The organism is Actinacidiphila sp. bgisy167 (assembly GCF_965342175.1).
Lineage (GTDB): Bacteria > Actinomycetota > Actinomycetes > Streptomycetales > Streptomycetaceae > Actinacidiphila.
Genome location: NZ_CBDRBL010000053.1, coordinates 1 through 19416, shown reverse-complemented (window position 1 = coordinate 19416; position 19416 = coordinate 1). Strand labels below are relative to the sequence as shown.

Sequence of the window (19416 nt, the reverse complement as noted above, 5' to 3'; positions counted from 1 at the left end):
ACCGACGCCCGGACAGTCCGTACCCCAGGCGTCACCGAGGGTGAGCTCCACGGCCCGACACATCGTCCGGGCCGGAACCCGACATGCGGGGGGTGCGGGGCAGGCGAACAATGGAACCAGCGGAGTTGACGCACCGTGCCAGTCCGTGGCGCAGGCGCCCACAGGCGCGCGTCGCGCTCCCCGTCGGCCGCTCGCGTCGCGATCCCCGTCAGCCCCGCACACGCATCAGTGAGGGTGTTGGTCATGGGCGGTATCAACGGGCAGGCTCTCCAAGGCCTGCGAGAGACGCTGCGCGGGCCCGTCGCCGTGGCGGGGGACCCCGGCTACGAAGAGGCCCGCCGTGTCTACAACGCCATGATCGACCGGCGCCCGGCGGCGATCGCCGGCTGTGTCGACGTGGCGGACGTCCGGACCGTCCTGGCCTTCGCTAAGGACACCGGGCTCGAACTCGCGGTGCGCGGCGGCGGTCACAGCGGTCCGGGGCTGTGTGTGCTCGACGACGGAATCACCCTCGACCTGACCCCGATGCGCTGGGTGCACGTCGACCCCGCGACGCGCACCGCGCGCGTGGGCGGCGGAAGCCGGCAGGGCGACCTCGACCACGCGGCCCACGCCTTCGGCCTGGCCACTCCCACCGGGACCATATCGACCACCGGAATCGGCGGTCTCACCCTCGGCGGCGGCCACGGACATCTGACCCGCCGGTACGGGCTGAGCATCGACAACCTGCTCTCCGCCGACGTGGTCCTCGCGGACGGCACCTACGTCACCGCGTCGCAGCACGAACATCCCGACCTGTTCTGGGCGCTGCGCGGCGGCGGGGGCAACTTCGGTGTGGTCACCACGTTCACCTTCCGGCTGCACCCCGTGGACACCGTGGGCGTCGCGCTGACCCTGTGGCCCGTCGACCACACGCGCGAAGTACTCCAGTGGTACCGGGAGTTCCTGCCCGCCGCACCCGAAACCCTCTCCGGCTTCTTCGCCTTGCTGACCGTGCCGCCCGTACCGCCCTTCCCCGAGCAGATCCACGGGAGGAAGGTGTGCGGCGTGGTGTGGTGCTTCACGGGCGACCTCGATGGGGACCGTCTGGAGGAGACCCTGACCGTCGTCGACGAACCAGGGCCGCCGGCGTTCCACTTCACCACGCCCATGCCCTACCCGTCCCTGCAGAGCATGTTCGACGGACTGATGCCCAAGGGGCTGCAGTGGTACTGGCGAGGCGACTTCTTCGACGCCATCACGGACGAGGCCATCGCCGTACACGAGAAGTTCGGCCCGAACCTGCCCACCGGGCTCACCACCATGCACCTCTACCCGGTGGACGGGGCGGCACGCCGCGTCGACTCCGACGACACGGCCTGGGCCTACCGGGACGCCGTGTGGTCCGGCGTCATTGCCGGCATCGACCCCGAGCCCGCCAACGCGGGCCTCATCCGGCAATGGAGCGTCGACTACTGGACCGACCTGCACCCCCACTCCATGGGCGGCGCCTACATCAACTTCCTCGGCGAGAACGAGACCGCCGGCCGAGTCGAGGGCACCTACCGAGATCACTACGACAGGCTGGCCGCGGTCAAGGAGACGTACGACCCTCACAACTTCTTCCGCGCCAACCAGAACATCCCACCCGCCGTCTCGTGACCTTCTGAGAACACCAGGGGTGTCCGGCTTCGGGATCGAGGGACGACCGCGTGCCCTCGTCGGCCGTCCGTTGACCCGTATCGACCCCTGTCCGGCTGGTCCTGGACGTCCAGGACAACGAGTGGTTCGCCGACCGCCCCGTCCTGCTCGGCTTCACCGGCGAGCGGGTCGAGATCGACCACGGTGAGTCCCACGACCTGCCGATCACCGGGAACACGGTGGCCCCCGCGGGCCGGTGCCGACACGCGCCGCGAGATGCACGTCCTGCGGGGCGAGGTGCATGCCCTGCGGAAGCCGAACGGGTCCGCCCAGGGCCGCGGCGCCGAGAGTGCCGGTGCCTGGGCTGCGCCGCGCCGCCGGCTGCACGAGGTGTGATCGGGCCGCGCCGGGACGGCGCAGGCGCCGGGACGGCGCAGGCGCCGGGACAGGGTACGGAACAAGAGCACGCGCTGGGACACGCCGCGGCGCGCCGAGTCGGACTCCGGCCTGCCGCGGGCGAACCGGGGCGCCCGGGAGGACTGACGTCACCCGCTCGGCTACTCAATGTGCACACTTCGCTACACAGGGCGATTCTTGCTGTGGGCTCGCCGCTGTCTCCGACAGCCCTTTCCTTTGGTGAGCGGCGTCTGCCGCCCCCGGCGGGCCCCTTCTAGGAGGTGACGTGTTGTCCCGAATAGCCGTGCCTCAGGCGGTGCGTGAGCGGCGTCGAGGCGGGATGCGGATGTGGACGGTGGCCGCAAGCATGGCCCTGGCGTCCAGTGCCCTGACAGGTGCCGCGTACGCGGGAGGCGCCGAAGGCGGCGAGTCCGCCGCCGTGAACCCCGGCAAGGAAACCGGTCTTTCCGACCCGTGCTTCCGCTTCCCCTCCTTCCCCGGGTACTGCCCCAGCCGCCCCGGCCACCATCACCACGGCGGCCCGGTGATCCCCGGTCCGCCCGGCCCGCCCGGGCCTGCCGGTCCGCAGGGGCCGGCCGGACCCGCCGGGCCTCCCGGCACACCAGGTGCCCCCGGTCCCGCCGGGCCTCCCGGACCGCAGGGCGACCCCGGCGCACCGGGTGCCCCCGGTCCCGCCGGACCGCAGGGCGACCCCGGTGCACCGGGCGCCCCCGGTCCCGCCGGACCTCCCGGACCTCCCGGAGTGGCTCCGGAACACGGCCTGGTGGACTTCGTCACCGAGGGCCTGTTCGTACCGCCCCCAGGGGTCACCTCGGTCTTCGTCCAGGCGTGGGGCGCCGGCGGAGGCGGTTCGGGTGGCGACACCATCACCAGTGGATCCGGTGGTGGCGGTGGCGGCTTCGCCTGGTGCGTCCTCCCCGTCCAGCCGCTCACCCAGGTCACGGTGAACGTCGGCACGGGAGGTGCGGGAGCGCCCGCGCCCGGGCCCGGGGCGGCGGGGACGAGCACCACCGTGGACAACGGCCTCGGCGATGTGGTGACCGCGTCCGGCGGTGCGGGCGGGCAGGTCCTGGCCGGCGGCGCCGGCGGCCCGGGCATCTGCCCCGGGCTGGGCACGACCCGGCAGGGCGCCGGCGGTGGAGCCGGCGGCACGCCCGGGACCGCTCCGGCGGGACCGGGAGGCGAACCGGCGGTCGACGGCATCGTCCAACCGGCCTCGACGGCCCCGACGGCCGCGGGCACCGGAGGCTCGGGCGGTGCGGGCGGCGTCGGCGAGACCGGCGGCAACGGATACGTCGTCATCTGGTGGTAGCTGCGACAGGGCAGGGCCCGGCGCACCTCGGTGTGCCGGGCCCTGCCCTGTCCGCTCGGGCACCCGGCGCCCGAGCTGACAGGCGCGTGCCCGCGGCCTGTCAGGAGAAGCCCACGACGGCGTGCGGCCGGTACGGACTCTCCAGCTCCTTCACCTCCGCGTCGGTGAGGCGCACATCCAGCGCGGCGACCGCGTCCTCCAGGTGCGACTCCTTGCCGACGCCGACGATGGGCGCCGTGACCACGGACTTGCCCAGCACCCAGGCCAGGGCGACCTGCGCCCGCGGCACCCCGCGCCGGGCCGCGATCGACGCCACGGCGTCGACGATCACCCGGTCCTCCTCGAGATAGAGGGTGTTGCCGAACCCGTCGGTGTCCTGCCGGGCGCTGCCGGCGTCCCAGTCGCGGGTCAGCCGCCCCCGGGCGAGAGGGCTCCAGGGGGTGACCCCGACGCCCTGGTCCGCGCAGAGCGGCAGCATCTCCCGCTCCTCCTCGCGGTGGAGGAGGTTGTAGTGGTTCTGCATGCTGACGAACCTGGTCCAGCCGTGGCGCTCGGCCGTGTACTGGGCCTTGGAGAACTGCCAGGCGTACATGGAGGACGCGCCGATGTACCGCGCCTTACCCGCGCGCACCACGTCGTGCAGGGCCTCCATCGTCTCCTCGATCGGGGTGTGCGGGTCCCAGCGGTGGATGATGTAGAGGTCCACGTAGTCCGTCCCCAGGCGGCGCAGGCTCGCGTCGATCTCGGTGAGGATGGCCTTGCGGGACAGGCCCGCCCCGTTGGCGCCGGAACGCATGCGGCCGTGCACCTTGGTGGCCAGCACGATCTCCTCGCGGGACGCGTACTCGGCGAGGGCCCGGCCGACGATCTCCTCACTGGTGCCGTCGGAGTAGACGTTGGCGGTGTCGAAGAAGTTGATGCCGGCCTCCACGGCTCGGCGGATGAGCGGGCGGGCGGCGTCCTCGTCCAGCGTCCATGGGTGGTTGCCGCGGTCCGGCGTGCCGTAGCTCATGCACCCCAGACAGATCCGCGAGACGTCCAGACCGGTCTTGCCGAGTTTCGTGTACTCCACGTCCATGCCTCCGCGTGCTGGTGTGGTGGTTCGGTTGCCGTACGGCGTTCTGAGTATGCAAGTTTGTGGATCTTCACGTCGACGGATCCTCGTGCGACGCACACCACATACTTGCATTGTGCATCCAAGTGGATGGAGTCCGGTATGCCCCTTATGGGACTTCAGTCCCATAAGCAGCGTGTGCGATGTCACATGACCGGTTTTGCGCCCATGCGCCATGGCCCTGACCTGCAACTTCCCGGAACCTCGAGTTCCGCTTCCTATGACTGCGCCGGTCAGGCCCTTGCGCGGGCGGGAATGCTCGCGCAGAGTCCACGTATCCGGCCCCGGCCGCGCAGCGCGGCAGCCGGCATTCCGGGCGGGGCTAGCCGAAAGGGTCCTCGTCTCACATGCGCAGCCAGGCCAAGCACCGCCGTGGGCGTTCCCTGCGGCTCAAGCTGTCCGCGACGGCCGTCGCCTCCGCAGCGGCCTTCGCCGGGACCGCATGGGCACTCCAGCAGTCCGGGTCGGACACCGCCGGCTCGTCCGGCTCGTCCCCGGCCCATGTCGCCTCCACCGTCCCGAGCGCCTCCGCGCAACCGGACCACGGACTGCTCGAGGCCGACAGCGGCCACCGCGACGCGGCTCCCGAGGCGAAGAAGAAGGACGCCGGGACGGCGCCCGCGAAGCGCCCGGCCCCGGCGAAGACGCCGTCGAAGGCGACCGCGCAGCCGAAGACCGGGCCCGGGACCGAGACGCGGAAGCCGCAACCGAAGCCGAAGCCCGATCCGAAGCCGACGAAGACCGCCGCGAAGCCGCCTCACATCGAACCGGCCCATCCGAAGCCGCCCGCGAGCACGCCGACCCCGAAGCCCACCCACACCGTCACCCCGCCGACCGCACCCACCACGCCACCGCCGCCGCACACACCGGACCCCACCCCTCCGGCGACCACCCCGCCCCCCACCCCGACCCCCACGACGAGCGCACCGCACACCTCCGCGCCTCCGGGCGCCGAGGCCGCGGAGAGCCCGGCGAGCTCCGCCCCGCGGACCGCGCCGCACCGAGCCGACGCCGGGCAGCCGCGGCCCTCCGGATTCCTCCCCCAGGGGGAAGGCGGCGGGCACGCCCTCGCCCCCTGGCTGCCGTTCCCCGCGACCGCTCCGGGGCACACAGCCGGAGCCCCGGGGGGCGCAGCCCCGGCCCGCTGAGCCGCCGGGCACCGCCCGTGTGGGCCGCCCGCCGTGTCGGGCCGGCCCGGGAGCCGTACCGTGGGCGTCCTAGGGAAGCGAGGGCGCCGGGCATGGGTGACACGAAGCGGGACCGCCTGCCGCGCGGCGTGTACGAGCGCGAACTGCTGCGGCTGCAGGTCGAGCTGGTCAAGCTGCAGGAGTGGGTGCGGGCCGGCGGGCACCGGCTCGTCGTCGTCTTCGAGGGCCGCGACGCGGCCGGCAAGGGCAGCACGATCAAGCGGGTGACCGAGCACCTCAACCCGCGCGTCGCACGCATCGCCGCGCTCCCGGCGCCGACCGAACGCGAGCGCACCCAGTGGTACTTCCAGCGCTACGTCGACCACCTGCCGGCCGGCGGGGAGATCGTGCTGTTCGACCGGAGCTGGTACAACCGCGCCGGCGTCGAGCACGTGATGGGCTTCTGCACCCCCGAGGAGCACGTGCGGTTCCTGCACCAATGCCCGATCTTCGAGCGGCTGCTCATCGAGGACGGCATCATCCTGCGCAAGTACTGGTTCTCCGTCAGCGACGCCGTCCAGGAGCAGCGGTTCAGGGCCCGACTGCAGGACCCGACCCGCCGGTGGAAGCTGTCGGGGATGGACCTGGAGTCCATCACCCGGTGGGAGGCGTACTCGCAGGCCAAGGACCAGATGTTCGTGCACACCGACATCCCCGAGGCCCCCTGGTTCGTCGTCCCGAGCGACGACAAGCGCGCCGCCCGCATCAACATGATCGCCCACCTCCTCTCGAGCATCCCGTACGAGGAGGTCCCGCTCCCGGCCGTCGAGCTCCCGCCCCGCCCCGAGTCGACCGGCTACCGGCGCCCACCCCGCGACCAGCAGACCTACGTCCCGGACCACACGGCGGACCTGCGCTGACGCCGCCCCCGGACCGCGCCCGAAGGACTCGAACGAACCACTCCGGACGGCCCAGGCACCCCGCACCCGCACCGGCGCCGAGGCAGAAGTCCACGGCGCCGGGTGCGCGGGCCGCAGGCCGCGCTCACGCTGGGAGGGGGACACCTTTCAGCCAGAAGGAGCGGAACGCCATGAAGGCATGGGTCTTCCAGGGTCCGGGACAGGCCGCCTGGCAGGAGGTGGCCGATCCGGTCCTGCAGGACACGGGCGACGCCATCGTCCGTGTCGACACCGCCGCGGTATGCGGCACCGACCTGCACATCCTCAAGGGCGATGTGCCGGACGTCGCCCCCGGAACGGTGCTCGGCCACGAGGCCGTGGGCGAGGTCGTCGAGACGGGCGCGGACGTGGACTGCGTCCGGCCCGGCGACCGGGTCCTCGTCAGCTGCGTCTCCGGGTGCGGACGCTGCCGGTTCTGCCGTGAGCAGGCCTACGGGCAGTGCCTGGACGGTGGCGGCTGGGTGCTCGGACATCTCATCGACGGCGCGCAGGCGGAGTACGTGCGCGTGCCGTACGCCGACACCTCGCTGTACCCGCTCCCGCACAACGTGCACGGGCACGACGCGGTCCTGCTGTCGGACGTCTTCCCCACCGCCTACGAGGTGGGCGTGCTCAACGGACGGGTCCGGCCAGGGGACACCGTCGCCGTGGTCGGGTGCGGCCCGATCGGGCTGGCCGCCGTCGCGACCGCCCAGCTGTGCTCCCCGCACACCGTGATCGCCGTGGACGTGGCGGCGGCCCGGCTGCAGGCGGCGAAGAACCTGGGCGCGGACGCCGTGGTCATGGCGAGCGAGCAGCCGGAGCAGTTGGTCGCCGACCTCACGGGAGGGCTCGGCGCGGACGTGGTGATCGAGGCGGTGGGGCTGCCGGAGACCTTCCGGATGTGCGCCCGGATGGTCCGGCCCGGCGGCCGGGTGGCGAACGCGGGGGTGCACGGCGAGCCGGTCACCCTCCACCTGGAGGAGCTGTGGAGCCGCAACATCACCATCACCACGGGTCTGGTCGACACGTACTCCACGCCCACCCTGCTGCGTCTGCTGGAGGCCCGGAAGCTGCCGACCGGTGCGTTCGTCACGCACACCTTCGAACTGCACGAGATCGCCGAGGCCTACGACGTCTTCGCGTCGGCGGCCGACACCGGCGCGCTCAAGGTCGTTCTGGGCGGACCCCACCACGACGTCATCGTGCCGTGGGCGGGTTCCGCGCGAAGCGCGGCATAAGGGAGGCGTAACGGACGCGTCAGAAGAACGTCAGGGACGCGGCCGCCAGTCTTGACGAAATCCTGACGGCGTCCGGACGGCTTCACGGGAGATGGGGCGCCGGCCCGTGCGTACGCTGACCAGGCCATCTCGTGGTGGCCGGAACCAGTCGCGTACGTCAGGAGCCCCGATGACCTCCCCCGTCCCTGCGGGCCGCCTGCGTGCGTGGATGCTCGAGGGTCTGTCCGACATGGCCCGGCACCAGCAGGGCGGACAGGCGGCCCCGGAACGGCCAGGCCACGGGCAGCGCTGGTGGCGGGTGATGTGCCTGACCGGCGTCGACTACTTCTCCACCCTCGGCTACCAGCCCGGCATCGCGGCCCTGGCGGCCGGCCTGCTCTCACCGGTGGCCACGGTCGTGCTGGTGGTCGTGACGCTGGCCGGCGCCCTGCCCGTCTACCGCCGGGTGGCCGAGGAGAGCCCGCGCGGCGAAGGCTCCATAGCCATGCTGGAGCGGCTGCTGTCGTTCTGGAAGGGCAAGCTCTTCGTCCTGACGCTGCTGGGCTTCGCGGCAACCGACTTCCTCATCACGATCACGCTGTCGGCGGCCGACGCCTCCACCCACCTGGTCGAGAACCCGCACCTGGCGAGCGCGCTGCAGGGCAAGCAGATGCTGATCACCCTGCTGCTGGTCGCGCTGCTGGGCGCGGTCTTCATGAAGGGCTTCCTGGAGGCGATCGGAGTCGCGGTCGCCCTGGTCGGCGTCTACCTCGTACTCAACGCGGCCGTCGTGGCCGTCGGTCTGTGGCACGTGGCCACGGCCGGGCACGTGGTGACCGACTGGTCGCATGCCCTGACCGCCGAGCACGGGAACGTCGCGGTGATGGTCGGCGTGGCGCTGCTGGTCTTCCCGAAGCTCGCACTGGGCCTGTCCGGCTTCGAGACCGGTGTGGCGGTGATGCCGCACGTCAAGGGCGACCCCTCCGACACCGAGGAGCGCCCCGCGGGACGCGTCCGCGGCACCAAGAAGCTGCTGACCACGGCCGCCGTCATCATGAGCTGCTTCCTGATCACGACCAGCTTCATCACCACCCTGCTGATCCCCGCCGACGAGTTCGAGGCGGGGGGCAAGGCCAACGGCCGCGCGCTGGCCTACCTCGCGCACGAATACCTGGGCAACGCCTTCGGCACCGTCTACGACGTGTCGACGATCTGCATCCTGTGGTTCGCCGGCGCCTCGGCGATGGCCGGCCTCCTCAACCTCATGCCCCGCTACCTGCCGCGCTACGGCATGGCGCCGCACTGGGCGCGGGCGGTGCGGCCGATGGTGCTGGTCTTCACCCTCGTCGCCTTCCTGGTCACGTGGATCTTCGACGCCGATGTCGACGCCCAGGGCGGCGCGTACGCGACCGGTGTCCTGGTGCTCATCTCCTCCGCGGCGATCGCGGTGACCATCGCCGCCCGCAAGGCGGGTCAGCGCAACTGGACGATCGGTTTCGGGGTGATCTCCGCCGTCTTCCTCTACACGACGGTCGTGAACGTCTTCGAGCGTCCGGACGGCGTGAAGATCGGCGCCTGCTTCATCGTCGGCATCATGGTGATCTCGCTGCTGTCGCGGCTCGCCCGCGCCTTCGAACTGCGCATCACCGGCATCAGCGTGGACGACATGGCCGAGCGTTTCGTGCGGGACGTCTCCCACCGCACGATCCGGTTCATCGCCAACGAGCCCGACCGGCGGGACGCCGCCGAGTACCGGGACAAGATCAAGCAGATCCGGTCCGACAACGACCTGCCGGCCGAGGAGGACTTCGTCTTCGTCGAGGTGACCGTCGCCGACCCGTCCGAGTTCGAGGCGGGCCTGATAGTGCGCGGCGAGGTGCTGCACGGCCGCTACCGCGTGCTGACCCTGGAGAGCTCGTCCGTCCCGAACGCGCTCGCGGCGTTCCTGCTGCACGTCCGCGACACCACCGGGCAGCGCCCGCACATCTACTTCGAGTGGACCGAGGGCACCCCCTTCGCCAACTTCCTGCGCTTCTTCCTCTTCGGGCAGGGCGAGGTCGCCCCGGTCACACGCGAGGTGCTGCGCGAGGCGGAGCCCGACCGCGGCCGCAGACCCCGCGTCCACGTCGGCTGACCGCCGGGTCAAAGGCGCGAAAGGACGCCGCCCGCAGGCGTCAGGAGAACGTCAGGGCCGCGCCCGGCGGGTGCCGCGCCGCCTACGGTCGGCTCCATGGAACGGCGAACGACTCCCCGGCCCGGGCGGCGGGGCACACCCGGTGGGCGCCATCGGCTTGTCCGCCCCATGGCGCGAGCCGGGTCGGACCACCGCCTTCGTGTGCCTGGCGGTGCTGCCCGAAACGCGGCCCCGGGCACGCTCTCCCCAAGGCGTGCGGCGCTGCGGCCGGCCCCGGCCGTGCTCGTGCCGCGCCCGGACGGGACGACCGCGGGAAACGGGCGGCCGGTCCCCGCGTCCCCTGCTGTGTCCCGGCGGCTGATGCCGCGGGACGCCCACGGGCGGTGGCTGGGGCGCCGCACTCGCGTCCCAGGAGCGGGTGCGCGTCGCGCCCGCCCCGCCGTCACGCGTTCCGGGAGGGTACGTGTGGGGGCCCGGCTCGGCGGGCCGATCGGCGGCGCCGCGGGGCGCGGCGCCCGATGCGGCCGGGACGCGCCGGCCGGCCGCCGACCCCTGGGCCGCCGCACCTGGTCGTACGGCGAGAGACGAGGCAGTCGGTGATCGAGTCGCCCCATCGGGGCGCCCCCGGCGGCACGGGCGGGCGCGTGGTCGTTGGCCTGAGCGGTTCCCCCGGCAGTCTGGCCGCGTTGCACCGGGCGGTCGCGGAGGCCCGGTCCCGGTCGGCAGGGCTCGTGGCGGTCCTGGCCTGGCAGCCGCCCCCCGAGGGATGTGAGTACCGCCGGGCGCCGCTTCCGCCCCGGCCGCCCTTCGACTGGGAGCAGGATGCGCGTCAGCGCCTGCGCATCGCGTTGGAGGAGGCCCTCGGCGCCGACGCTCCGCCCGGGATGCCGGACTTCCGCGCCGGGACCGGGCGCGGGCCCGCCGGGCACGTGCTGGTGAAGGCCGCCGCCCGCGGCGAGGACCTGCTGGTCGTCGGCACCGGGTCGCGCGGCGTGCTGCCGCGTGCGCTGCGCGGTTCGGTGGCACGTTACTGCGTCGCGCACGCGGCCTGCCCGGTGCTCGTCGTACCGCCGTCCCGGCTGCCCGCCGGGCTCTGAGCCTCAGCGCCGCAGGTGCGCGAGGACGGTGCGCATGGCGCGCTCCACGGCCTCGCGCGCCGCCGGGCCGCGATCGGTCGTCTCGAAGCCGTGGGTGCCGTCGGGCACCTCGATCACTTCCACGTCCGCGCCCGCGTCCTTGGCGGCCGAGAGGAACTCGTCGACCGTTGCCGCGATCTCCGTCCGCTCCCGTCCCACCCGGGTCAGGACGACGGGCGGCGCCCCCGTGCCGCGCACCGCGGCCGCCGGCCGGAAACGGGACTCGGCCAGGCCCCAGTTGGGGAGCGGCGCCAGGACGGGATAGGTGGCCGCCACACAGCGCAGCCAGTGCGGGGGCGCCGCCAACCAGTCCGCGGTCAGCACACCGCCGGCGGAGAAGAACCACAGCGCGACGCGGTCGGCGTCGACCCGCGGATCGGCGCGGACGAGTTCGACCGCCTCGACGAGGTCCTCGGCGGCGCGCGGGAAGTCGCCGAGGGAGTGCAGCCGGTGGTCGACGACCGCACCGACCGCTCCCATGGCCGCCGCGAGGCGGCCGTAACCGACGAAGGCCGGCCAGTCGCGCGGTGCCGGCCGGGCCCCGGCCGGCACCGGGCCCCCGTGGACGAGCACCACGGCGGGGCGGGGCGCGCCGCCGGCGGCCGGCTCCGGGAGGTGCAGGTCGACCCGCTCGCGGCGCTCGCGGGGCCGTTCGGGCAGGTCGAGCAGGAACGGCCGCAGGTGCGCGGGCAACTCGCCCGTCGTGGCGATCCGGTGACCGTCCCCGGCGGCGGCCTTCAGCAGGACGTCGGCGAGTTCGCCCGGGGCGGAGAGCATCGGCCAGTGCCCGGTGGCGAGTTCGAAGAAGGTGACGCGGGGGTCGGTGAGCACCTGGAGCTCGGGGTGCCCCATGCCCACCAGCGCCTCCACCATGGCGATGCTCGAGCCGTTGCCGGTGCACAGGACGCCGGTCGTCGGCAGGCCGGCGGGCGCCCCGGTGAGGCGCAGCGGCCGGGTGAGCGTCCCGATGGGCTGGGGCGCGGCGTCCGCGGCGAGGCGGGCGAGCGCGGCGGCGGGCACGCCCGCGGTGCTGCCCCAGCGCTCCCACGCACCGAGCGGTGGCGGGGCGACGGGCCCCGCGTCCCCGCCGGGTGCGGCCGTGGTGACCGATGCCGTCAGGCGGGCGCGCAGCTCCTGGTCGGGCACCAGTTGCAGCGGCGCGTCGCCGTCCCGGGGCATGCCCGCGTCCAGGTGGACGACCCGGGCGACGCGTCCGGGCCGCCGGTCGGCGGCGGCGACCACCGGGTGGATGCCGTAGCCGTGGCCGACGAGCACCACGTCCGCCGTGTCCAGGGAGTCGACGACCCGGAGGACGTCCTCGACATGGGTCTCCAGGTCGGTGCCGGGCCCTGCCGGGCGGCCGGAACCCGCCATGCCGGTGAGCGTCACCGGACGGACGCCGGCGCCGGCCTCCGTCAGCAGGCCGGCGACGTCCTCCCACACCCAGCCGCCCGTGTGGGCCTCGGGGACGAGTACAAAAACGGTCATGCATGCCTCCCCGCACGCGGTGGTCCGCGGCACGGCCGGGTCGGCCGTCCGCGCTCGCCGCTACGGTAGGAGCTCCCCCAAAGGGAGGTTCAAGCCGTGGAAGCCGACGACAGGTCGAGCGAGGACATGCTGAGCATCGGTGAGCTGGCCGAGCGGGCCGGTGTCTCCGTCAAGACCGCCCGCTTCTACTCGGACCGCGGGCTGCTGCCCGAGTCGGCCCGCAGCGCGGGCGGCCACCGCCGCTACTCCCCCGAGGCGCTCCAACGACTCCGCCTGATCCGCTCCCTGCGTGCCCTGGACCTGCCGGTGTCCGACGTGGGGCGGGCCCTGGATCGGGAGGACGCCCTGGAGGACGTCGTCGCGGGCCACTTGCGGACCCTCGGCTCTCAACTGGCCGCCCTGCGCTGGCGGGAGGCAGCCGTGCGGCTGCTGCAGGACTGCACGGCCGAGGAGCGGGCCGAGCGGCTGGAGCTCGTCGGGGCCGTCTCCGCACCGCCCACCACGGACGCGATGGCCCGCTTCTGGCGCCGCTGGCTGCAGCCCGCGCGGCTGCCGGCCCCCCTGCTGGGCCGGATCCTCGAACTCGCCGTGCCACCGCCGCCGGACGAGCCCGCCCCGGCGCAGGTGCTGGCCTTCGCCCGGCTGCACGCCTTCGCCTCGGCCTCCTGCCCGCCGGGCGCCCTGCGGGGGCTGGCGGCGCACCGGCCTGACGCGGGCCCCCGTCCGGCCGTGCTGTACGAGGGCCTCGAGGAGGCGTACGAACTCGCCGCGCCGGACGTCCTGGCCGGTCGCGAACCCGGTGCGGGCGAGGCGCTGGACTGCTTCGTCAGCGCCCACGCGCGGTCGTTCGGCGCGCGTGACACGCCCGACTTCCGCCGTCGGCTGAGCGGCCTGCTCGCCGCGGAGCCCCGGATCGACCGCTACTGGCAGCTCGTGGGGGAGCTGAGGGGCCCGGGGCGGCCCACCCCGGGCGCCGCTCACACCTGGCTGCGCGGCGCGCTCGAGCGACAGGTCACAGCGCGGTGAGGATGCGCGGGCCCTCCTCCGTGACGGCGACGGTGTGCTCGAAGTGGGCGGCGCGGCTGCCGTCTTGGGTGTGCAGCGTCCAGCCGTCGGGGGCCGTGCGGTAGTCGCCGCGTCCCCCGGCCATCAACATCGGCTCGATGGCGAGGGTCAGCCCGTGCCGCAGGCGGTAGCCGCGGCCCGGCCGGCCCTGGTTGGGCACATCGGGGTCCTCGTGCATCCGGCGGCCGATGCCGTGCCCGCCGAAGTCCCCGGGCATGCCGCACCGGGCCGCGCGGGCCACGGTGCCGATGGCGTGCGAGATGTCGCCCACGCGGTTGCCGACGGTCGCGGCGGCGATCCCCGCGTCGAGGGCCCTGCGCGTGGCCTCGATGAGGCGCAGGTCGGCGGGCCGGGGCGTGCCGACGGTGAAGCTGATGGCGGCGTCGCCGGTCCAGCCGTCCAGTTCGGCGCCGCAGTCGACGCTCACCAGGTCGCCGTCGCGCAGCCGGTAGGCGGTCGGGACGCCGTGCACGACGGCGTCGTTGACCGAGGTGCAGATCACGGCGGGGAACGGCGTGGGGGCGAACGACGGCCGGTAGCCGAGGAAGGGCGACCGCGCGCCCGCCGCGTCCAGGACGGCGCGGGCCGCCTCGTCCAGTTCCCGCAGCGACACACCGACGCGCGCCGCCTCGCGGGCGGCGGCGAGCGCACGAGCCACGACCCGCCCCGCCTCGCGCATGGCCGCGAGCGCGGCTTCCGTCTTGATCTCCACCATGCCCATGGCTCCGTCCCGCCCCCTGAGGGCACCCAATTCTTATACCGGTATTAGTATCACGGACATGGTGCGCACTCCTCTGACCCCCTGGGAACGGCGACGCGGCGAGCGCTTCGGTGCGCTGCTGCGACAGGCCCGCGGCGACCGCAGCATGGTGGAGGTCGCCTCAGCGGCCGGCGTCTCCGCCGAGACCCTGCGCAAGATCGAGACGGGCCGCGCTCCCACCCCGGCCTTCTTCACCGTGGCCGCCCTCGCCGCGGCCCTGGACATCTCCCTGGACGACCTCGCCTTCGCCTGCGTCCCGGAGGCCGACGCCGCGGTCGAGGTCGGGGCCCTGTCCGCGTAGGTCGCGCTGGGGCTCCACTCCCGGGTGGGGACCCCGGGGCCCGTCCACCGGCGCGGTCGGTGCCGGCCCCGCACCGTGCGGCGGGGCGGTGCCGCGCCGGGGCGGGCCCCAAGCCTTCAGCCGGGGCCCCCCGCACCTCGGCATTCGCGGCGCTGACTCACATCGCCGGGCACCGCGCGCACCGGTCGACGCCTGCGGTGACACACTCCGCCGGGGTGGGAGCGCATGGCGGCCGGTGGGAGTCGGCAAGGCACTCGCGGCTGACCCCGGCCCGTCTTCTCGGCCACCACCGGTCGGCCGTCAGTCGCCCGGCGGCCGCAGGACGCCTTTCGACCGCCTGACGCAACCAGCCCGGCACTGCCTCGCGTGGCGCCGCGCTCAGTTGCCCCCAAAGCCCCCGCCGTCGCCGAACCCGCCGAACCCGCCGCCGTCACCGAAGCCCCCGCCGAAGTCGCCGGGGTCGAAGTCGGCGCCCGAGTAGTCGCCGCCCTGGCCGTCCGGCCCGCCGCCGTATCCGCCCGCATGGCCGTCGCCGTACGCGTAGGGGGCCTGGCCTCCCCAGGAGCTGCCGAGCAGGGTCCCCAGGAGGATGCCGGGCAGCATCCCGCCTCCGAAGTAGCCCTGGGCCCAGGGGGCGTAGGCCGGGCCCGCCTCCCAGTACGGACGGGGGCCGCGGGGTGTGCCGACCTGGCGCGCCATGGGCTCCAGGCCGTCCGCGAGCCGGGCCGCGTCGGCCGCGCACACCGGTACGATCCGCTCGGACCCGCCGCCCTCGGGGGTCCACGGCGCGTCCTCGACCGAGGGTCCGTGCCGGGGGTCGAAGAAGCACGGAGGACGGCGCTCGGGCAACGGCCCGCCCGTCATCCGCGCGTCCAGGGTCGCGAGCGCGAAGCGCCCCTCCTCCAGGGCCCGGCTGACCCGCTCCACATCGTCGGGGGAACGCGCGCGGTCCATGGCGGTCTTCGCGGCGTCGTAGGCGTCCAGGGCCCGCGCGTAGTCCTCGCGCATGGCGTCGTCGGCAGCCGCGCCGCCCGGGTCGAAGCCGATCCGGCTCAGCTCCTCGCCGAAGGCGGTGATGTCCTCGTCCACCACCGGGCGCAGTTGGTCGAGCCGGGCCCGGTCCTGCTCCTCCCGGCGCCGCCTGGCCCGCCGCGACATCAGAACGGCCCCGCCGGCCCCGACCAGGACGAGGACGGCCAGCGCCACCAGCACACCGGCCCCGCCGCCCTGGCCGTCGCCGACGGAACCGTCGCCCCATGAGGCCGGGGCACGGCCGGAGGCCTGCGGCAGCGCCTGGTCCACGAAGGCGGTGACCATCGAAGCGGGATCGCCGGGATCGGAACGGCGCACGGCGGCGGCCAGGTTCTCGACGGCGTTGCGCGGCATCACGACGGGATCCGCACCCGCGTCGAAGCGGTCGCCGAGCGCGACAGCGTACACGCCGGTGATGCCGACCTTGGTCCGCAGGTCCGTCAGCAGGGTGGCGGCGGGGAACTGCTCGGTGTCGGGGAGGACGGCGACGAAAACCGGTTTGTCCGCCTTCTCGATGCGTGCGGCGAGGGCGGTCGCCTCGGCCGGCGGCAGCACGTCACGTGCCCGGGGGTCGACGTAGACGGGTCCCTCGCGCAGGGCCGCGGCCACCGTGTCGAGGCCGCTCGCGGCCCGTGCCCCGGGGCCCGTCGCGACGACGAGGCTCAGGACGCCGCAGATCACGGCGAGTACCGGCATGAGGCGGAGGAGCCGCCGGACGGTCCTCATGCTTACGACGCTAACCCAGATCGGGCGGACGCGGGAAACGGGCGGCCGGCCGGTCCCCGGCCGCCCGCGGCGCCCCGGGTCAGCGGGGCGGCAGGGCGCTGGCGCAGCGGGAGCAGTACAGCGCGTCGCTCTCGCCGGACAGGCGGCCGCACTCCGGGCACACGCGATGCAGCAGGCATGCGGCGTCGCCCTCGGCGGTGGCGGGGGCCGGGGCCGGGGCCGGGGCGGAGACGGTCAGGCCGGGGCGGCGGGCGTGCACCGTGAGGTAGGTCAGCCCCGCGGCGCCGGCGTACAGCGCGCGGCAGGTGCCGCGGGGCAGCCAGACCAGGGCGCCGGGCGCCAGGGTCGTCTGGTGCCCGCCGCCGTCGACGGAGAGGTGCCCGCCGCCGTCGACGACGTACAGCAGGACGTCCAGGTCCGCCTCGACGTGCGGCTGGACCTCGGTGCCCGCCGGAAGGCGGATGACGTTCGCGTCGAGCTGGCGGCGGTCCGCGCCGAGGCGCCACAGTGCTCCGCGCTGTCCGACGGGCGTGCGGCCGATCAGGTCCGCCACTTGGGCGAGGACACCCGGCGCGGGCTTGGTCTCCACGTTCGTCCTCCCTGACTCCCTGACTCCCTGAGCCCCCTGGCTCCCTGACTCCCCGGCTCCTGTGGAACAGCCGAACCGTACTCCGCGGCGCGTGCCCCCGCACGGCGGGGCGTGAGCGGCGGGGCGGCGTGGGGAGCCGTCCCCTCGCCGCGACGCGCGCACCGGGCAGGCGGACGATAGGTGCAGGACGCCGGAGCGGACGCCGCGTGGAGGCCGGGATGCCAGTGGGCCGGATCGGGATGGTCGTGCACGGGGCGCGCGAGGACGCGAGCGGGGCCGCCGCGGCGGTGCAGCGGTGGGGCGCCCGGCACGGGGTCCCCGTGATGGAGATCGACGTATGGCGCAAGGACCGGCCCCGGTACAGCGGCCGGGAGGAGGCGGCCGCCGCCGGCTATCCGGATCTGATCGTGACCCTGGGCGGCGACGGGACCTTCCTGCGCGGCGCGCGGGTGGCCGCGGCGTGCGGGGCGGCCGTGCTGGGCGTGGACCTGGGGCGCGTCGGCTTCCTGACCGAGGTGTGCACCGAGGACGTGGAGCGGGCGCTCGACTGCGTCCACGAGGACCGGGCCGCCGTCGAGGACCGCATGACGCTCACCATGCGGGCGTCGCGGCCGCTGGAGATACCCGAGGGCATCGACTCACTGCTGCGGTACGGGCGCGGGCCCGCGCTGCCGCCGCCCCGGGTCCGGCCCAGCGACCCCGAGGACGTGGGCTGGGGCGTGCCGATGGCCGTCAACGCGGTCAACGACGTGGTCTTCGAGAAGCTCGCCCGGGACCGTCAGGCCAGCCTCGCGGTGTATCTGGCGGGCCGGTTGTTCGCGTGCTACTCCGCGGACGCGATCGTGGCGGCCACCCCGACGGGCTCCACCGCGTACAGCTTCGCCGCCGGGGGCCCGGTGCTCTCCCCGCACATGGACGCGCTGGTCTTCACGCCGGTCGCGCCGCACATGGCCTTCGACCGCACCCTGGTGGCGGCTCCCGACGAGGTCGTGGCGGTCCGCGTGCTGCCCCGTTCGGGACGTGTCGCGGTCAGCATCGACGGCCAGTTGAGGGGGGTCCTCGATCCCGGCGACTGGGTCGCGGTGTACAAGGCGCAGCACCGGCTGCGACTGATCCGGCTGGGGCCGACCGACTTCTACGGGCGGCTGCGCGACCGCTTCCGGCTCAGTGACGCGCCGGCCGCGGTCGCCGACGGGGTGGCCCCACCGCTGTACCGGCCCTCCGCCCCCGTTCCGCCCGACCTGCGGAACCTGCGCCTGCCGCCTGCGGGCCGGCGCTGAGCCCGCAGCAGCGCGCCGTCCCCACCGGCCCGTGGACGGGCGCCGGCAGGGACCGCGCACGCGCCGGGCGCGTGACCCGGCGGCTCACCGACCCTGCCCGGGAGGGGTCACAGTCCCTGCCAGGCGGGCTTGGCCGCATAGGTGGCCCGGAAGTATCCGGCCAGCTTCAGCCGGGAGGCGGCCGCCTCGTCGACGACGACGGTCGCGTGCGGGTGCATCTGCAGCGCGGAGGCGGGGACGACCGACGCCAGCGGGCCCTCGACCGCGAGGGCGACCGCCTCCGCCTTGGCCTCTCCCGTGGCGAGCAGCACGAGGTGACGGGCCTCCAGGATGGTGCCGATGCCCTGCGTGATGACGTGGTGCGGCACCTCCTCGGGGCGGTCGAAGAAGCGGGCGTTGTCCTTGCGGGTCTGCTCCGTCAGCGTCTTGATCCGGGTACGCGAGGCCAGGGAGGAGCACGGCTCGTTGAAGCCGATGTGGCCGTCGGTGCCGATGCCGAGCAGCTGGAGGTCGACTCCCCCGGCCTCCGCCAGCGTGCGCTCGTACGCCGCGCACGCCTCGACGATGTCCGACGCCGTGCCGTCGGGTCCCATGAAGGACTCCTCGGCGAGGCCGAGGGGTTCGACGACCTCGCGCAGGACGACGGAGCGGTAGGACTCCGGGTGCCCGGCGGGCAGGCCGACGTACTCGTCCAACTGGCAGATCCGGGCGCGCGAGACGTCGACCGCGCCCTGTCCGGCCAGTCCGGCCAGGGCTCGGTAGACCGGGAGCGGGGTCGATCCGGTGGCGACGCCGAGCAGGGCGTCGGGCTTGCGGCGCAGCAGGTCCGCTATGGCGCCCGCGATGAGTTCGCCACCCGCCGTGGCGTCCGGGACGATGACGACTTCCACTTCAGGACCGCCGATCTGGTGAGAAGTACCTAACTGGTTTAGACCAATTTACCAGCCGCGCGCACACTGGAGCCACCGCCGCCCAGGTGCCTTCGGGCGAATGCCGGGCGCGCCGCGTTGCCGGGTGCGCCGCCGGTGGTAGCAAGCAGGGACAGGCGCGCAGGACGCGGGCGTACGGCGGGGCACGAGCGGAGGTGCGGACGGTGTCCCAAGGACGGCGGATCCGTATCCGCGAGGGGCGCCGGGAGGTGCGCGGGCCCGCCCGGC

The 19416-nt window shown here is 74.3% G+C and carries 16 protein-coding genes; 10 read left to right on the top strand and 6 right to left on the bottom strand.

The window, feature by feature from the left end; genetic code table 11:
• Positions 1 to 243: 243 nt before the first annotated feature.
• Both ACRWND_RS20075 and ACRWND_RS20070 read left to right on the top strand, forming a co-directional pair.
• On the top strand, positions 244 to 1641 hold the full coding sequence (locus ACRWND_RS20075) for an FAD-binding oxidoreductase (protein WP_431951276.1): 1398 nt from the start codon (positions 244 to 246) through the stop codon (positions 1639 to 1641).
• Positions 1642 to 2779: 1138 nt separating this feature from the next.
• Positions 2780 to 3349: a hypothetical protein gene (locus ACRWND_RS20070; protein WP_431951274.1), complete on the top strand. Its 570-nt coding sequence runs from the start codon at positions 2780 to 2782 to the stop codon at positions 3347 to 3349.
• Between the two features lie 100 nt (positions 3350 to 3449).
• Here ACRWND_RS20070 and ACRWND_RS20065 read toward each other — a convergent pair whose 3' ends face one another.
• Positions 3450 to 4421 carry an aldo/keto reductase gene (locus tag ACRWND_RS20065; RefSeq protein ID WP_431951272.1) on the bottom strand — a complete coding sequence of 324 codons (972 nt, stop codon included), beginning with the start codon at positions 4419 to 4421 and terminating at the stop codon, positions 3450 to 3452.
• Positions 4422 to 4810: 389 nt separating this feature from the next.
• Between ACRWND_RS20065 and ACRWND_RS20060 the strand changes: the two genes are divergently transcribed.
• The 5 genes from ACRWND_RS20060 to ACRWND_RS20040 all read left to right on the top strand — a co-directional run bounded on the left by ACRWND_RS20060 (position 4811) and on the right by ACRWND_RS20040 (position 10979).
• A complete protein-coding gene (locus tag ACRWND_RS20060; RefSeq protein WP_431951270.1) occupies positions 4811 to 5611 on the top strand; it encodes a hypothetical protein in 801 nt (266 codons plus the stop codon).
• Positions 5612 to 5703: 92 nt separating this feature from the next.
• Complete coding sequence (ppk2, locus tag ACRWND_RS20055) at positions 5704 to 6510, top strand: polyphosphate kinase 2 (protein ID WP_431951268.1); 807 nt, start codon at positions 5704 to 5706, stop codon at positions 6508 to 6510.
• Positions 6511 to 6680: 170 nt separating this feature from the next.
• A complete protein-coding gene (locus ACRWND_RS20050; protein WP_431951266.1) occupies positions 6681 to 7769 on the top strand; it encodes an alcohol dehydrogenase catalytic domain-containing protein in 1089 nt (362 codons plus the stop codon).
• Positions 7770 to 7938: 169 nt separating this feature from the next.
• Positions 7939 to 9882: an amino acid transporter gene (locus ACRWND_RS20045; protein WP_431951264.1), complete on the top strand. Its 1944-nt coding sequence runs from the start codon at positions 7939 to 7941 to the stop codon at positions 9880 to 9882.
• A 644-nt stretch (positions 9883 to 10526) separates the two neighbouring features.
• The gene (locus ACRWND_RS20040) at positions 10527 to 10979 is read left to right on the top strand and encodes a universal stress protein (protein ID WP_431951262.1); all 453 of its coding nucleotides are present in this window, start codon (positions 10527 to 10529) and stop codon (positions 10977 to 10979) included.
• Between the two features lie 3 nt (positions 10980 to 10982).
• Here ACRWND_RS20040 and ACRWND_RS20035 read toward each other — a convergent pair whose 3' ends face one another.
• On the bottom strand, positions 10983 to 12506 hold the full coding sequence (locus ACRWND_RS20035; protein ID WP_431951260.1) for a dienelactone hydrolase family protein: 1524 nt from the start codon (positions 12504 to 12506) through the stop codon (positions 10983 to 10985).
• Between the two features lie 126 nt (positions 12507 to 12632).
• On the opposite strand from ACRWND_RS20035, the gene ACRWND_RS20030 reads away from it, so the two are divergent.
• Positions 12633 to 13532 carry a MerR family transcriptional regulator gene (locus tag ACRWND_RS20030; RefSeq protein ID WP_431951338.1) on the top strand — a complete coding sequence of 300 codons (900 nt, stop codon included), beginning with the start codon at positions 12633 to 12635 and terminating at the stop codon, positions 13530 to 13532.
• On the opposite strand, the gene map is transcribed toward ACRWND_RS20030, so the two are convergent.
• Entirely contained in the window at positions 13519 to 14286 is a 768-nt protein-coding gene (gene map, locus ACRWND_RS20025) for a type I methionyl aminopeptidase (protein WP_431951258.1), read from the bottom strand. The genes ACRWND_RS20030 and map overlap by 14 nt on opposite strands.
• A gap of 64 nt (positions 14287 to 14350) precedes the next feature.
• On the opposite strand from map, the gene ACRWND_RS20020 reads away from it, so the two are divergent.
• A complete protein-coding gene (locus ACRWND_RS20020) occupies positions 14351 to 14632 on the top strand; it encodes a helix-turn-helix domain-containing protein (protein ID WP_431951256.1) in 282 nt (93 codons plus the stop codon).
• A gap of 378 nt (positions 14633 to 15010) precedes the next feature.
• On the opposite strand, the gene ACRWND_RS20015 is transcribed toward ACRWND_RS20020, so the two are convergent.
• Positions 15011 to 16390 (bottom strand): hypothetical protein, encoded by a 1380-nt coding sequence (locus tag ACRWND_RS20015; protein ID WP_431951254.1) that lies wholly within the window; start codon positions 16388 to 16390, stop codon positions 15011 to 15013.
• Positions 16391 to 16469: 79 nt separating this feature from the next.
• Entirely contained in the window at positions 16470 to 16979 is a 510-nt protein-coding gene (locus tag ACRWND_RS20010) for a cupin domain-containing protein (protein ID WP_431951252.1), read from the bottom strand.
• 218 nt (positions 16980 to 17197) lie between these two features.
• On the opposite strand from ACRWND_RS20010, the gene ACRWND_RS20005 reads away from it, so the two are divergent.
• Positions 17198 to 18259: an NAD(+)/NADH kinase gene (locus ACRWND_RS20005; protein ID WP_431951250.1), complete on the top strand. Its 1062-nt coding sequence runs from the start codon at positions 17198 to 17200 to the stop codon at positions 18257 to 18259.
• 107 nt (positions 18260 to 18366) lie between these two features.
• On the opposite strand, the gene nagB is transcribed toward ACRWND_RS20005, so the two are convergent.
• Entirely contained in the window at positions 18367 to 19149 is a 783-nt protein-coding gene (gene nagB / locus ACRWND_RS20000; RefSeq protein ID WP_431951248.1) for a glucosamine-6-phosphate deaminase, read from the bottom strand.
• Positions 19150 to 19416 lie beyond the last annotated feature (267 nt).